This is a genomic window from Streptomyces sp. NPDC005181 (genome assembly GCF_040608395.1).
GTDB lineage: Bacteria > Actinomycetota > Actinomycetes > Streptomycetales > Streptomycetaceae > Streptomyces.
Map to the genome: position 1 here is coordinate 1 of NZ_JBEXID010000075.1, position 14,575 is coordinate 14,575.

Genomic DNA, 14,575 nt, shown 5'->3' on the forward strand with positions numbered 1-14,575 from the left:
CACAGAAGTCGAGTGCTTCCGGCGGCATAAGTGCTCACCTGCTGGCGGCTACGGAATCGAGCATTCCCCGACTCCGTAGCTCCCATTAGGCGGCTCAGCCGACGCGTGGATTCGTTGGACCGCGTCATCGGGGACGGTGCGCATCTGGGTGACTTCGTTGGTGCGGCCTATGCGCGACCTTCGGTGGAGCACCACGTGGTCGCAGAGATGCACCTCGAGTACCTGCTGTCGTTCCTGGACGCGTTCCCGCCGAGGACCACGCGAATCCTGATGGGGCGTATCGGGCTCGACGGCCCGCCCTCCACCCTTGAGGAGCTTGGCAAGGAGTTCGGGGTGACCCGTGAGCGCGTACGACAGCTGGAGAAGAAGGCCTTCGATGAACTGCGCGCAGCGCTGACGGCAGCGAAGGAACGGGAGAGGGAATGGGACGGTTCACCGTCCCGGCGACCCGCGGTTGTGAGCAGAGAAGCGGCCAAGAGGCCGCAGCCACGGATTGCCCGGACGGCGGAACTGGGCCTGGAGCTGGACCGGCTACCCGAGCCGGAGGCCATGTTGAAGCCGGAACCCCTGCCCGAGCTCGACCCCGTGGCGCTGCCGGGCTTGGAGCCCGAGCCTGCGTTGGAGCGTGTACCCGTGCAGGAGGACGTTACGTTCCGCGAACGCCCTGCCGTGGCCGAGCAGCCGCCGGACGCAGAGCCTGATCCGCAGGATCAGCTGCACGGGCCGGAGAACAGTCCTCCTCCCGCGACCTCTGGCGTCGGCGAGCCGGTGGCGGACTCCACCGTGTCGCAGGGAACGCAATACACGGCCGACTGGGAGCAGGCCAAGCGGCTGCCTCACCAGTTTGCCGGGGGAGTGGCCTGGCTGGCCGAGTACGCCCTGCTCGCACTCGGGCGCCCGCAATTGGCCGTGATGCTTGGCGAGCGTGAGGCATCGGCAGTTGTACGAGCAGCGAGGGAGCGGGCCACGCTCGACCGGCCCGTCGTCCAGGCCCTGGAGCTACTGACACGCGTTCTGGATGCCCTCAAGGACGCGGAGGCGAAGCCGGAGGTCTTCTTCGACAGCCCTTCGGACGCGCTGCTGGGGGTCTCTCCCCGGAGCTACCTGGCCAGGCGACCGCTGGTGAAGACGGAGTCACGGCTCGCGCTGCGTGATGCGCTGAGCACGTTTGTCGCCAGGCCGACGCCGGGGTTGCCGGACGCTCCCGTGCAGACCGTCCGGGGGCGGCCACCGGAGAAAGCCACGCCGACAGTGCCTGCCGCTCCGGCTGAGCCCGCCTCCGACCAGGTCGGCGTAAGAATCGAGCCCGCCGGTTCGACGGCCGAGGCATCCGGCCGGGCCGCCGCAACGCGGCAAGAGGCGCCAGCCAGCACCCAGGTCGACGTGCTCGCGAGGGCCCTGGCGGAACAGGACGCACGCCTGCGCGCCGAGTTCACCCACCGCTCGGAGGAGGCCTCGGCCGAGAGCAGTCGCCGCCTGGCCTCGGCCCGCGCGGAGGGTGACGCGCGCCTGGCCCGGCTCGAGCAGGAATGCGGTCGGCGAATCCGAGGGGAGCAGCAGGCAGGTGTTGAGCGCCTGCGCGTGGCAGGGCGGGAGGCAGAGGGCCGGCTGGATGCTTTGGAGGCAGAGTTGCTCCAGCGGATGGACAAGGCCCTCGACCGCAGGGAAGGCCAAGTCCGCCACGCTGCCGAACAGCGGCTCGCCCACCTCAGGGAAGGGCACCGTCAGACCGAGCAGGTGGCCCAGCAGCGCGTACGGGCCGCCGAGGGAGCTGCCGGCGCGGCAGCACAGCGAGCGGAATGGGCCCAGCAGCGGGCGGCCGAATCGGACGCGCGCCTGCGGGAGCAGAACATTGCCGCCAACTCCCGCCTGGCGCAGCTCGAGCAGCGGCTGGCGCAGGCCGAAGAGGCGCTCGCGGAACGCGTCAGGACGGCGGCAGTGGTCGAGCAGTGGGCGGCGGACCGGGTCGCCGCCGCCGAGCAGAGAGCCGCAGAGAGATTGGCGCAGGTCGAGCACGACGCCTGGGTGCGGATCTCCGAGCTGCAAGGGCTCCTGGCCGCCGGTCGCGCGGTTCCCGCGCAGGCTGCCGACTCGGCCGAAGGCAGGTCCGCTTTCCGTGACCGCTGGCGCCGCTCCTGAGCTCTGCCCGACGACCCCTCCACAACGACCACTTCACCCCCGCAGAGGACCTCATGGACCCGAGACAGGAACTCGTCGACTACCTGCACAGCCAGCTCGTCGGCCCCGCGGGCGCACCGGACGAGATCCTCGACGCCCCGCCCGACCGCCAGTACCTGATGGGCACCCTCTACGCACAGGATGCCGACCTCCAGCGACAGCTGACCATGTCGGCCGAAGAGACCGACGGCCCAGGGACCGAGGGGGCAGCCGAGGACACCAACCCGTCCGAGGACCCGGTCCCCGAGTCCAACTCCTGGCTTCCGTCGTCCCTCGGCATCAGCTTCTACACCGACGCCGGAACCATCGAAGTCGGCTGCGGCGGTGCCCGCTACGCCACGCTGCCCGCTCAGGGCGACCACCATCGTCGGTGGCAGCGTGTGCCGTTGCCTGACGAGACCCACCGCCTTGAGACGGGCCGCGACCACGTCACCGTCCTCGACGGCCGTGCCGAAATCCGCGTCCGGCGTCGCACTTTTGGTGCCGGTCATCTGGTCACCGTCGCACTGGTGAACACTGCCCGCACCGAGCAGAACCTCGGGCGGGCCACGCAGTGGGACAGGATGCTCTTCCAAGTCGCGCTGGCCGTCCGACCGGTCGACGGCTCCATCCTGCAGTATCCGAGCGTTCGTCTGGCCAGCCGCGACCTGGAAGAACAGGAACTCAGACTGCAGTACCAGCATGTGCGGACGTACGCGGTCGGTCACGGCTGCGCGGTGGCAGAGGAACGCGACGCCGAGCAGGTCGTCGGACTGCGGGCGGCCGTGATGCCCGAGGCGGAGGTTCCCGCCACGCGCGCGGCCGGACCGGCCGGCGCGAAGGTCCTCAACGTGCTGCACCTCGCCGATCCCGGTGTTCCCGATCATCAACTCCGCATGGAACTGGAGGAGTTCGCCGCCGGCTACCGGACCTGGTACGAGAGCCAACGGAACGCGCATCTTCCCGCCTGGGGTCGGGAGGCCGCTGATCGCATTCTCGATCGGGTCCGCGTGGCCGTCACCCGCATCGAATCGGGCGTACGGACACTCGTCGACCCGGACCGCCCCGAGCTCCTGCACGCCTTCCGTACCGCGAACCGGGCGATGGCCCTCCAGATGCGCCACTCGGCCCGTGACCAGGCCGGAGAACGCCGCTCCCGCCGCGACCCGGTGCCGCTGGACCCCGAACCGTGCGACGACGCCGCCTGGCGCCCTTTTCAGCTGGCGTTCTTCCTGCTCGCGGTGGACGGGGTTGCTGATTCGTACCACCCGGATCGACAGACCACGGACCTGATCTGGTTCCCCACCGGTGGTGGCAAGACGGAGGCGTACCTGCTCCTCGCCGCGTTCGTCATGGTGCTGCGCCGCCGTGAGCCGGACGGGGGCGGCACAGCCGTGCTCAGCCGGTACACGCTCAGCCTGCTCACCACCCAGCAGTTCCAGCGTGCTGCCACGACGATCTGTGCCCTGGAGACCCTGCGACGCGCCGACCCGCTCACCTACGGCAGGGAACCGTTCTCCATCGGGCTATGGGTGGGAGAGTCCACCTCTCCGAACTCCTACGAGGCGGCCCGCAAAGCGTTCGACGAGGTGCGGGCCGCCACGCACCCCGATGACGTGTTCATCTTGGACCGCTGCCCATGGTGCGGAACGCGGATCCTGCCCGCCCACAAGTCACCCGACATCGAGGACTACGGTGTGCAGGCCGGTGCGGACTCGTTCGCGTTCCACTGCCCGCGCGACGAGTGCTCCTTCCACAACGAACTGCCTGTGGCCGTCGTCGACCAGCAGCTGTACGACCGGCCGCCCACGTTCGTCCTCGGCACGGTCGACAAGTTTGCCCGGCTTGCCTGGGAGCCGCGTGCCGGACGGCTGTTCGCCTCGGGAACCGGGCAGCAACCGCCCAGTCTCGTCATCCAGGACGAGCTGCACCTGCTGACCGGTCCGCTGGGCACGACAGCCGGCCTGTACGAGTCGGCGATCCTCGGCCTGTGCACGCGCAACGACGGAGTCGGCCCCAAGATCGTGGCCTCCACCGCGACGATCCGCCGCTCCGGCGAGCAGATCCGTGCCCTGTACGGGAGTCAGGCGCAGCTGTTTCCGCCGGCCGGACTCGACGCCCGTAACTCGTACTTCGCCGAACCTGACACCACACAGCCCGGCCGCCGCTACCTCGGAGTGATGGCCCAGGGACACACGGCGGGGCGTGCCGCGGTCGCCACCACGGCAGCCCTGCTCCAGGGCGCCTGGGAGCTCCCGCAGGAGCACCGGGACGCGTACTGGACACTCGTCGCTTACCACCACAGCCTGCGCGAACTCGGCCGTACCGTCACGGCGGCGGCCGACGACATTCCGGCGCAGCTCGCCGGGCTCGACGCCGGCCACGGTACGCGTCCCCTCGCGGACGGCCAGGTACAGGAGTTGACCAGCAACCTGCCGCGCGCCGAACAGCCCGTACTGCTCGACCGGTTGGAGAAGCCCTGGGACGATGCGCAGTCCGTGTCGTTCCTGCCGTGCACCAACATGCTGTCGGTCGGTGTCGATGTGAAACGACTCGCGCTCATGCTGATGCAGGGCCAGCCGAAGACCACCGCCGAGTACATCCAGGCCACCAGCCGCGTCGGCCGCAGCAAGGTTCCCGGCCTGGTCGTCACGTTCTTCAACGCCACCCGCCCGCGTGACCGCTCGCACTACGAAACCTTCGACGTCTACCATCGCTCGCTCTACCGGCATGTCGAGCCGACCAGCGTCACCCCGTGGTCGATGCCCGCGCGCCGACGTGCCCTGCATGCTGCGCTCGTCATTCTCGTACGTCATCGGCTGGGCCTGCCCGCCGAGCAGGATGCAGGACGGATCCTCGATCACCTGCCCGAAGCCGATGCCCTGGCCGAACAGTTGGTGGTCCGGTGTGCGGCAAGTGATCCGCGTGCCGCAGAGGACGTACGCAAGGAAGCTGCCGAGTTGCTCGCGGAGTGGGAGGAAGCCGCGCGTGAGGCGAAGGCGGCGGGTAAACACCTTCACTACCGCAGTCAGGGCAAGGGGCAGATGAACATACTCAAGAGCTTCGAGCAGCACGGCGGCCTGTGGGAGACCCCGCACTCCATGCGCAACGTCGACCGGGAGTGCCAGGTGACGGTGAAGGGGGCCGACCAGTGAGCAGGAAACTGCGTGTACGCCAGGCACAGACAGTGCTGCCGTTCGGCGTGGGAGCGGTCTTCGATATCCAGGGCGAGTCGTTCGTCGCCACCGGCATCGGGGACTGGCCCCGACGCCGTCAGCCGGTCGACTCCCCGAGGCTGGCGTCCCGGCTCGGCGTCAGCGGATTCTTCGCGGCCCCGGCCGCCGCCAACGAGCGATTCGACAACGTGGACGCGGCCGGCGCCCCGTACATCCGTTTCCCGTCCTGGCTGTTCTGCGGCTCCTGCCGCCGTATGGTGCGGTGGCGCATCGCCGACGAGAAGCCGGGTACTCCTCCGCGCTGCGCGGCCTGCTCACCTCTGCGGCAGCTCGCCCCGATGCGGTTCGTGCAGATCTGCGCAGGCGGCCACCTCGGTGATGTCGACTGGTGGTTCTGGGCACACTCGCGACTGGCAGCAACCGAACGCCAACAGTGCTCCTCACGCACACACTTGCGTTTCAAGGTTGCCGACCGTGCCGCCGGCCTCGAGGCACTGGCTGTGGCCTGCACGGCCAAGGGCTGCGGGGCTTCCCGCGACCTTCTGGACATCCTCGGCACCCACGGCATGCGATGCTCCGGACGCAACCCGTGGCAGCGGACGAACGAGGCCGTGGACTGCGACAAACCGGTCCAGATCGTGCAGCGCACGGCCGGAAACCTCTACTACCCGGTGGTGCATTCGGCGCTGGACATCCCAGACGCCGACACCTCGACAGCACCGGACGGACTGCTGGCGGAGCGGGTGCGGGCGAGCGACTACTGGATTCCGCTGTGCAAAGTCGCCGGTACGTCCCGCGCCGACATCTTCCGCACCATGATCCAAGAGGACACGGGCGCCGACGAGGTGACTCTGGACGCCCTCCTCGCGGAGGAGATGGGGCTCGACCACGCCGCCCCAACGTCCGAAACCACAATGGTCAAGCACCCGGACCTCAGCCGCGAAGAGTGGGCCGCGTTCACATCACCGGCCCCGCCCGCAACTCGCGACTTCGCCCTGCGCGAATCCACGCTCGGGCTCGGCCAGGAGACCGCCGAACCTTGGGCGGATCTGCACCGGCGCATCGGCCGGATCGTGCTCGCCGATCGCCTGCGCGAGGTGCGCGCTCTGTCCGGCTTCAGCCGGATATCCCCGGACGCCACGTTCGTTCCGGCCGACACCGCTCGCCGACTGAAATGGCTGCCCGCGGTGGAGGTGTTCGGCGAGGGCATCTTTCTCACCCTCGACGCAACGGAACTCAACAACTGGGAACAGGACGCGCAGGTACAGCGACGGACGACGGGTATGCGCGCAGACCTCGACCGGTCATTTCAGAAGGACCGCCTGGTCTCGCTCACCGGCACCACACTCTCGCCGCGCTTCGTCCTCCTCCACACCCTGGCCCACCTCCTCATCCGCCAGCTCTCCTTCGAGTCGGGCTACACCACGGCGAGTCTGCGCGAACGCATCTACGCCCGCCCCGAGCACGACCAGCACGGCATTCTCATCTACACGGCCGCGGGCGATGCAGAAGGCACCCTCGGCGGTCTGGTGAGCCAGGGTGCGCCGCCGTACCTCGCCGAGACTCTGCTCCGGATGACCGAGGCAGCGGCCTGGTGCTCCGCGGACCCGCTGTGTGCCGAGCACACGGGGCAGGGCTTCGGCAACCTCAACCGGGCGGCCTGCCACGCCTGTGCCCTGCTGCCGGAGACCAGCTGCGAGAGCGGCAACGCTTTGCTCGACCGAGTCCTCGTCGTCGGTGGCGAGAACGTCCCCGGCTATTTCGAACCCCTCGTCTCCGCTGCCCGCGCCGCTGCGGCCGCTGCCCTGGAGTAACGCACCGCCATGACGATCACCTACCTTGACCTCACCCCTCAACAGCGCAACTGCCTGCGTCAACTTCCCCTCAACGGAAACCACATGGTCAGCGGCCCGCCTGGCAGTGGCAAAAGTCTGCTGGCCGCTCAGCGAGCCATCATGCTCGCCCTGGACGGCACCGCGACGGTACTCCTCACCCGCTCCAACCTCCTGCGCCAGGCGCTGAACCCGATTGTCGCTACCCTCGGCCCCAAGGATGGATCGGTGCGCGTGGCCACCGCGCACTCCTGGCTCGCTCAGTGGTACGGCAAGGACGCCCCCAGAGGGGACGACGGCTGGTACGACTGGTCCGCCCTTTACGAACGCGCAGCCCTCACTGACCCGATGACCAGCAGTGGCCTCGTTATCGACGAAGGCCAGGACCTGCCCCCTGAGTTCTACCGGCTGTGCCGCCTCCTCGACGCCCGTGCGACTACGGTCTTCGCTGACGAGTGCCAGAGGCTCACGGACACTCAGTCCACCCTCGCCGAGATCGCCAAGGGCCTTGGCAGCTGCACCCGCCACGACCTCGACGGCAATCACCGCAACACACGGCAGATCGCCTCGGTTGCCGCGCACTTCCACACGGGGCCAAATCTGCCCTCGCTTCCCGAACGCGAGGGTCCCGTACCCCAGGTACACCGCCTCGCCGGTGCAGGGGCCACCGTCGACCTTGTCATCGGCCTAGCTGAACGCCATCCCCGGCACAGCATCGGTGTCATCATGAACTCGACCCGCGGGCAGTTTGATCTGCTCACGCGGCTTGAACGCAGGGCGCCACGGCTGAAGCCGCAGATGTATACCGCCGAGGCCACCAGTGGCCGCTACCGCAACCTGGACCTCAGTCGACCTGGGATTGTCCTCGTCCACCGCGCCAGCGCCAAGGGCCACGGCTTCGACACCGTCGTTGTCCCCGACGCTCACACCGATGCCGCTACCGACCCGACGTCGGCAGCGCTGAGAATGACCTACTACGTTCTGGCTACAAGAGCGCGCCAGGAACTGCATTTCGGATACCAGGGAGAGCACGAGCCCCCACTGCTTGCGGGGCTAGGTGGGTCGATTGTGCTTAGCTGAACAACCTTCGGCTCTCCGCACGGCCACTGTCCGAACGAGGTGTGTTGCCCTCAGGGGCAAGTTCTTGCCCCATTCCGGGATCGGCTCGATGCGACAGCGCCGCGGGGCGGTTACCGGTCCGCCGATTCCTGCCGAGCCAGCACTCCGCCGGTTTCCAAGCGTCACTTCCGGTTGCCCGGGTCAGTCGGAGGAGGCGGAACGGATGGCTGCGATGTCGAACTTAAGGTGGAGCCTCTCACTCACCATGGAGCAGCCCGTCCGCGCGCCGGGCCCTGGCCATCTCTATCCGACCACGGGCAGCCGGCCACGACCCCGACGGCGATCGGCCCAGCTCAGCGGGTCCCGACCGAAACAGGCTAATAGCTGAGTTCTGCGAACCAGTTGTCCCGACCTTGGCGGGTGAGGTCGAGGATGTGCCACACCGGGCTGAGCAGATCGATGCCGCGCTGGTCGATGTCGTCGGACATCCGGGGGTGTGCCGAGTAGAAGTGGCGTACCGAGCCGTTGCTGTCGCGGGTGAACACCGACACCGTCGAGTCCTGGTTGCCCTCGGCGTCCTCGCTGCCGAGGTCGTATTTGAAGGTGCCGGCCCGGCACTGAGCAGCCGCAGGTTCTCCCACTGCCGGTCCCGTGCGTGCGCGCGGAGTGTGGGCAGGTCGGCCGCGGCGACAATCACGAAGTCGATGTTCTGGGCGACGTGGTGGGCGATTCCGTTGAACCCGTCGATCCACATCGTGCACATGGGACAGGGCTGCGTCTGCTGCTTGCCGTACATGAAGTGATAGACGACGAGGTCGCGCCCGGGCTGGGTGAACAGCTCGCTCAGTCGCACGGTCTGCACCGGCACATCGTCTGCGTGGAGACCCGCGGGGCCTTCCTCGAACGCGTAGTCGTCGACGACGGGCCCCGGTGGCAGCCGGCGGCGCAGGTCAGCGACGCGTTCGCGGTGGCGCATCAGCTCGATCTCGGCCAGGCGCAGCTCCTCGCGGGCGCTGACGTGTTCGGCCGACTCCCCGACGAGATTGGTCAGACGCATCGCTACCTCCTCGAGGGACCGGCACGGAGCTGCTGCCCTGGTCACCATTGTCTGTTCCCGCACGGGGGCTCGCGAGGCGGCAGTGTTGCGGTGAAAAGCATGGGACGGGCGTCACGCCCGTGCATCCTGTTCGCTCGCACCGGACAGCGCGCCGACCAGGGCGGCCAGCGCCGACGCCAGCGCTGTCGATCCGGTGGGGTGGGCGGGGCCTCCCGGCTCGGGCATGTACACGTCCCGGCGGATTTCGATCATCAGCGCGCTGACACGCGGGTCCACACCGTAATGCTTCAGCGGTACGTATGCACCGGCGAAAGGGCTGTTGATGCCCGTGCCCCCGAATCCGGCGAACGCCGCCTCGGCCCGGGCCAGCAGGTCCGGCGGTGTGTGGAAGGCGTCGGTGCCGAGGCAGATCGGTGGGCGTGGCCCGGTGCCGTGGAGTTCGTAGGGAAGCGGAGCCGACGGATAGGAGTGGACGTCGATGACGACCGCGCGTCCGGTGGCCGCCAGGCGTTCGTCGACAGCGGCGGTCATTGCTGCCGCGTACGGGTGGAAGTAGCGGTCGATCAAGGGCTGCGGATCCACGTCCGGTGAGCGAAGCGGCTCGCGGTGCGTGGTCTGTGTGTAGACCGCGCCCATGCCGACGGCCAGCATCTCCTCGCGTTCGTCGGGGAACCGTTCGGGATCGATGACGAGTCGCGACAGCCCGTTGACGAATCGCCAGGGAGTGAGAGGGGTGACCGTAGCCGCCTCGGCGGCCAATTCGGCCGTGTGGGAGTCCGTGATGTGGTCGAGTTCGAGATCCAGAGCCGCGTCGTCCAGCATGATTCCGGCGCGCACGTGATCGGGGACGACACGCGCCGAGTGCGGTACGTGCAGCAGGACCGGCGACGCGGGCGCGCCGGGCAGGAGGTGGAACGGTGGGAGGGCGTGGCCCATGGGGAGGTTCCTTCGAGGTGGCGCAGGTCCGGGACATGGCCGGGGTGGAGTGTCGGTCGTGCAGTCTCGCGCCCCGCTACCGGATTATCTGCCAAGGGCGTTGCGGGGCTTGCTGGAGACGGAGAAGTCCCCCAATCCGACGGACGCCCCCTTGCCCATGCGGTTGATCCCGACGGAGTCCGCGCATGTCCATCGAGATCGTGTACGAGACCCACGCCACCACGGCCGACAACGAGGCGGGGATCGCCACCGGCTGGCTGCCGGGCACACTCTCGGCGACCGGCCGCGTACAGGCCGGCGAACTCGGCCGCCGCCGCCGCCGCGACGACGGCATCGTCGCAGTCTTCACCTCTGATCTGGACCGTGCCGTGGAGACCGCGCAGATCGCCTTCGCCGATACCCCGCTACCCATCCACCAGGACCCCCGCCTGCGTGAATGCAACTACGGAGAACTCAACGGCCGGCCGGCCGCCTTCGTCGAGGCCCAGCGGGCCCGGCACATTGATGACCCTTTCCCCCGCGGCCAGAGCTACCGCGACGTCCAGGCAGCCACGGATGACTTCCTGCGTGACCTCGCTGCCGACCGGGATGGAACCCGAGTCCTCGTGATCGCGCACTCCGCCAACCGCTGGGCGCTGGACTGCCTGCTCACCGGCGCCCACTGGCAAGCCCTCGTCGAGGCCTCGTCCCCGTGGCAGCCCGGATGGGAATACACGCTCCCCACGCCCTGGCGCGTAGCCGGTCCATCTCGGTGACCCTTCTCGGCCCGGCGCACCAGGTGCCGTTCGTGGGCGGTCATCCACGGCCCGTACCGTGCGGCCAGGCCATCCGGGGGCGCCGATCCGCAGGCGGCGGAAGTAGATCCCGCCCGCTGATCGGTGTGCGGAGGCCCATCCGATCTGCGCCTCGAACGTCGAGTCGCTGAGAATCGCACGTCGCTCTGTCATCCGCCGAAGCCTCGGGGAAAACCTCACGACGTCGGCAGGAGCCCTGCCCCCATGGTCGGCCCATTCGCGCGGCCGGACGGCGCTGAATCAGCCCCGGTACATACCGCCGGCAGACCCGTCAGGCCCCGGCCATCGGCCCTCAATCACCGGCCGGGATTCCCCGCAGACGAGCGCCGATATCCCACCACCCAGCCATGAATACGGAATGCATTTCTTGCATTACGGCGAGTGAATTGGGCGCCTTCGATATGACGCAGGCCACATGATCTGGGTCACTCTTATGCCGATTCGAGGCATTTGCCGTGTGGGGTGGGCCATATGACGGCCGTCACTCCGAAGCTGAATAGTAGACCATCAAGGCCAGCTCCCCGGCCGCGAAGCCACTTCTTCAACCATTTTCTGCAGCCAGTACTAATTTCAGTAGTAAGAGGTGGGCATTGACCCGGGATTGCCTCCCGATTAACAATTCTTGGCATCACCTCCCGACAGAACAGGAATTATCACGTGCAGATCACCGCGATGCCCAAGAAGTTCGCCCGCATGACCAAGACCAAGAAGATCTCGCTGGGCATGGTCGCAGCCGGCGCCGCTGTCATGGCCGGTACCGTCGTCAGCGCCCCGGCCGCCTCGGCCGCCACCCCCGCCCAGTCCGGCGGCAACGTCGACGCCTGGATCAAGCAGGCGCTGAAGGTCATGCACGAGAAGGGCATCCCGGGCACCTACGAGGGCATCCGCAAGAACCTGATGCGGGAGTCCTCCGGCAACCCCAACGCCATCAACAACTGGGACTCCAACGCGATGAAGGGCATCCCGTCCAAGGGCCTGATGCAGGTCATCGACCCCACCTTCAACGCGTACCACGTCGCCGGCACCTCGACGAACATCTACGACCCGGTCGCCAACATCACGGCCTCCGCCAACTACGCCGCGCACCGCTACGGCTCGATCGACAACGTCAACTCGGCCTACTGATCCGGCCCGACGAAGCACCCCGGTCGCCCAGCAAGTCCCGGGCGACCAGCGCCCGAACGAGACCCACCGGGAGCAGAACCGCAAACCGCGTCCCCGCGACCGGCCTGCCGACGACAGCCGTTCCCGCAGCCACCGACAGCACGCCCCCACTTCGTGGAGTACCCCCGCACCGTGGCTGCGGTCGAGGCGGCACCGGTCGGCACGACGTATGACGCGGATGATTCCGAGGCCGGCCGGTTGACACGGTCCCGCTAGCTGACGGACCCGATCAGCGGGTAGTGGTCGGAGAGATTCGTGTACGTGTAGTCCGTGCCCCAGCTGGAGACGGTCCAGGGCGCGCTCTGCTCCTTGACCACCTCGTTCGTCCACCCGGCCGGCTTCGCGTGCCCGGCGCGGTGGAGGACGTAGTCGAGGTCCTCGCGGGGGTCGTCGGGGTAGCGGTACGAGGCGATCGAGTTGTCCTGGGTGTCGAAGGAGTACGGGTGCCCGGTGCGGGCATCGGCTCCGGCAAGTCCGGCATCGGCGAGCATCGATGCGTACTCGGGGGAGCGGGAGTCGACGTTCATGTCGCCCGCCACGATGACCTGTTCCGACGCGGGAATGTTCTTGGCGTCGAGGAAGGCGTCGATCTGCTTGAACTGCCGGCTGCGCATCTGCGCCGCCTCACCCGTCCCGCATCCGGAGTCGGTCGACTGCGCGTGGGTTCCCACCACATGCACCGTAGTGCCGTTGACGTTCAGTTCGGCATAGACGAAGCCCTTGTTGGACCACCAGTCGCTGCCGCAGGCGTCCTTGTAGATGAACTGCTCCTTACGGACGATCGGCCACTTGCTCAGTACGGTGACACCACCGTCCTCCGGAGTGGTGGCCGAGTAGGCGCCGCCCGTGGCGTCCCAGCCGCTCTTGCTCCGGCCCACCACCGGTGTCCGATACGGGTACTGGGCGGACGCGTTCTGTGCCAGCGCGTCTGAGGCGGAGTTGTCGAACGCCTCCTGGAGCACCACGACGTCATTGCCCTGGAAGAACGACGCCCTCGCTATCTCCGTCGCCCGGTGGTCCTGACCCCAGTTCGGGTACAGGTTCTTGCAGGAGTACTGGCTAAGTGTATGGGCAGAAGGCAGCAAAGAGCCCCCGCTCCTCCACCACCAAACAGTGGAGGGACGGGGGCCAGTGGACGGACAGGGACCGTGCCGACCTCACATCGAGCGTGGTCCCTGCCGCCCTCCGCACGACGACTGTGACGAGCCGTCGCGCGGGTCTATGGGACGTCAAAGCGCGGGGGCTGCTGCCTCGTCCTGACTGCGATGATCTCTGACCTCGTCGACGATACGGTGAGCCCTCTCCATGTCGAACAGCGGGGAGGCCGGCTCGGTCACGTTGATCCACTCCCGGACGAGCGCGGCACATACGTCGCAGCCTGGATACGGGTTCGGGGAGATCGGCTCCGTCAGGTGGACTTCCTGGGGCTGATCCATGGTGGTTGCCATTGCCGCTCCTCCGCTTTGTCGTCTGTGAGACGACGCTACGGACGCGCAGGAACGTGGCCCAACTGACTTCTACGAAATTGCACGCGACTTCATCCGAGGGCGTCTACGGCAGCCGTGATGAGCGTCCGTGCACGCGCTCCGTGGACCGCCATTTCAGCGGCTCGACTGAACGCCGCTTCGTACTGCTCGATCTCCGACGGGGTGGTCACCGTGACGGCGGCTGTCAGTAGCTCCACCTGTGCCTGCTCGTCGTCGTAGATGGAGTAGGTCTCGATGGGCCACATCCCCCGCTCCGCGGTGAAGGGGATGACTCCCAGGGAGACCGCGGGGAGCGACATGACGGCAAGGAGGTGCCCCAGCTGGCCGGCCATGGTCGACTCGTCACCGATCCGGTACCGCAACACGGATTCCTCTACCAGGATGGCGAACCTGTGGTTGCCCTCCCGCAGCAACCTGGCCCGGTCGACACGTGCCGCTACAGCCTCTGTGACGTCGTCAGGAGTGCCCCGGAAGGATGTGATCTCGCGTAGCAGCGCCGTGGCGTACGCGGGCGTCTGGAGCAGTCCGGGCACGACGTTGGAGCAGTAGATACGAAATGTCTTCGTCCGCTCGAACAGCGGGATGTAGGACTCCTGCAGCTGCCGCAGCCCGGTTCGCTGAAGACGCTTCCATTCGACGTACATCGACTCTGCGGTCCGGGACGCTGCGATCAAGTCCGGCGCCAGCTTCGGCACTCCGCAGGCTGCGCACCACGCCCGTATGTCCGCATCGGAGGGCGGCGTAATGGCGTTCTCCAGTCGCGACGACTTGGAGGCGTTCCAGCCTGCGCGCTTGGCCACGTCCCGCCCCGTCAGCCCAGCGTCTAGCCGGATCTCCCGCAGCCTTTCGGCAAGAGCCTCGCGGGCGGCCTGGACGCTGGACGACGGGTGACGGGTCATGGGTGTTGCGCTGT

At 67.9% G+C, this 14,575-nt stretch carries 10 protein-coding genes and 1 pseudogene; 6 read left to right on the top strand and 5 right to left on the bottom strand.

What is annotated here, in order from left to right; translation table 11 throughout:
• The first annotated feature begins 195 nt into the window (after positions 1–195).
• The 4 genes from ABZV38_RS31420 to ABZV38_RS31435 are packed head-to-tail and all read left to right on the top strand — an operon-like array spanning position 196 to position 8,245.
• Positions 196–2,139 (top strand): sigma factor-like helix-turn-helix DNA-binding protein, encoded by a 1,944-nt coding sequence (locus ABZV38_RS31420; RefSeq protein WP_356331832.1) that lies wholly within the window; start codon positions 196–198, stop codon positions 2,137–2,139.
• 53 nt (positions 2,140–2,192) lie between these two features.
• Complete coding sequence (locus tag ABZV38_RS31425) at positions 2,193–5,312, top strand: helicase-related protein (RefSeq protein WP_356331833.1); 3,120 nt, start codon at positions 2,193–2,195, stop codon at positions 5,310–5,312.
• Positions 5,309–7,147 carry a DUF1998 domain-containing protein gene (locus ABZV38_RS31430; RefSeq protein ID WP_356331834.1) on the top strand — a complete coding sequence of 613 codons (1,839 nt, stop codon included), beginning with the start codon at positions 5,309–5,311 and terminating at the stop codon, positions 7,145–7,147. Before ABZV38_RS31425 ends, ABZV38_RS31430 begins: the two co-directional genes overlap by 4 nt.
• Before the next feature lie 9 nt (positions 7,148–7,156).
• Positions 7,157–8,245 carry a DNA helicase gene (locus ABZV38_RS31435; RefSeq protein WP_356331835.1) on the top strand — a complete coding sequence of 363 codons (1,089 nt, stop codon included), beginning with the start codon at positions 7,157–7,159 and terminating at the stop codon, positions 8,243–8,245.
• Positions 8,246–8,601: 356 nt separating this feature from the next.
• Here ABZV38_RS31435 and ABZV38_RS31440 read toward each other — a convergent pair.
• Positions 8,602–9,329 (bottom strand): annotated as a pseudogene (locus ABZV38_RS31440) (DUF899 family protein).
• Between the two features lie 63 nt (positions 9,330–9,392).
• Positions 9,393–10,217, bottom strand: coding sequence for an N-formylglutamate amidohydrolase (locus ABZV38_RS31445; protein ID WP_356331837.1), 825 nt, complete (start codon positions 10,215–10,217; stop codon positions 9,393–9,395).
• 185 nt (positions 10,218–10,402) lie between these two features.
• Between ABZV38_RS31445 and ABZV38_RS31450 the strand changes: the two genes are divergently transcribed.
• Positions 10,403–10,972 (top strand): histidine phosphatase family protein, encoded by a 570-nt coding sequence (locus ABZV38_RS31450; protein ID WP_356331838.1) that lies wholly within the window; start codon positions 10,403–10,405, stop codon positions 10,970–10,972.
• Between the two features lie 732 nt (positions 10,973–11,704).
• A complete protein-coding gene (locus ABZV38_RS31455; RefSeq protein WP_356331855.1) occupies positions 11,705–12,136 on the top strand; it encodes a transglycosylase SLT domain-containing protein in 432 nt (143 codons plus the stop codon).
• 251 nt (positions 12,137–12,387) lie between these two features.
• Here ABZV38_RS31455 and sph read toward each other — a convergent pair whose 3' ends face one another.
• From sph to ABZV38_RS31470, 3 genes are all read right to left on the bottom strand, one after another.
• Positions 12,388–13,260 carry a sphingomyelin phosphodiesterase gene (gene sph, locus ABZV38_RS31460; RefSeq protein ID WP_356331839.1) on the bottom strand — a complete coding sequence of 291 codons (873 nt, stop codon included), beginning with the start codon at positions 13,258–13,260 and terminating at the stop codon, positions 12,388–12,390.
• A gap of 144 nt (positions 13,261–13,404) precedes the next feature.
• Positions 13,405–13,623, bottom strand: coding sequence for a hypothetical protein (locus tag ABZV38_RS31465; RefSeq protein WP_356331840.1), 219 nt, complete (start codon positions 13,621–13,623; stop codon positions 13,405–13,407).
• Between the two features lie 89 nt (positions 13,624–13,712).
• Positions 13,713–14,561: a Scr1 family TA system antitoxin-like transcriptional regulator gene (locus ABZV38_RS31470; RefSeq protein ID WP_356331841.1), complete on the bottom strand. Its 849-nt coding sequence runs from the start codon at positions 14,559–14,561 to the stop codon at positions 13,713–13,715.
• Positions 14,562–14,575 lie beyond the last annotated feature (14 nt).

What these genes read in the sequence shown, in the direction of transcription:
- ABZV38_RS31425 (WP_356331833.1), top strand. Translation starts at nt 2,193, where the DNA reads ATGGACCCGAGACAGGAACTCGTCGACTACCTGCACAGCCAGCTCGTC.
- ABZV38_RS31435 (WP_356331835.1), top strand. Translation starts at nt 7,157, where the DNA reads ATGACGATCACCTACCTTGACCTCACCCCTCAACAGCGCAACTGCCTG.
- ABZV38_RS31445 (WP_356331837.1), bottom strand. Translation starts at nt 10,217, where the DNA reads ATGGGCCACGCCCTCCCACCGTTCCACCTCCTGCCCGGCGCGCCCGCG.
- ABZV38_RS31450 (WP_356331838.1), top strand. Translation starts at nt 10,403, where the DNA reads ATGTCCATCGAGATCGTGTACGAGACCCACGCCACCACGGCCGACAAC.
- ABZV38_RS31455 (WP_356331855.1), top strand. Translation starts at nt 11,705, where the DNA reads ATGACCAAGACCAAGAAGATCTCGCTGGGCATGGTCGCAGCCGGCGCC.
- ABZV38_RS31465 (WP_356331840.1), bottom strand. Translation starts at nt 13,623, where the DNA reads ATGGCAACCACCATGGATCAGCCCCAGGAAGTCCACCTGACGGAGCCG.
- ABZV38_RS31470 (WP_356331841.1), bottom strand. Translation starts at nt 14,561, where the DNA reads ATGACCCGTCACCCGTCGTCCAGCGTCCAGGCCGCCCGCGAGGCTCTT.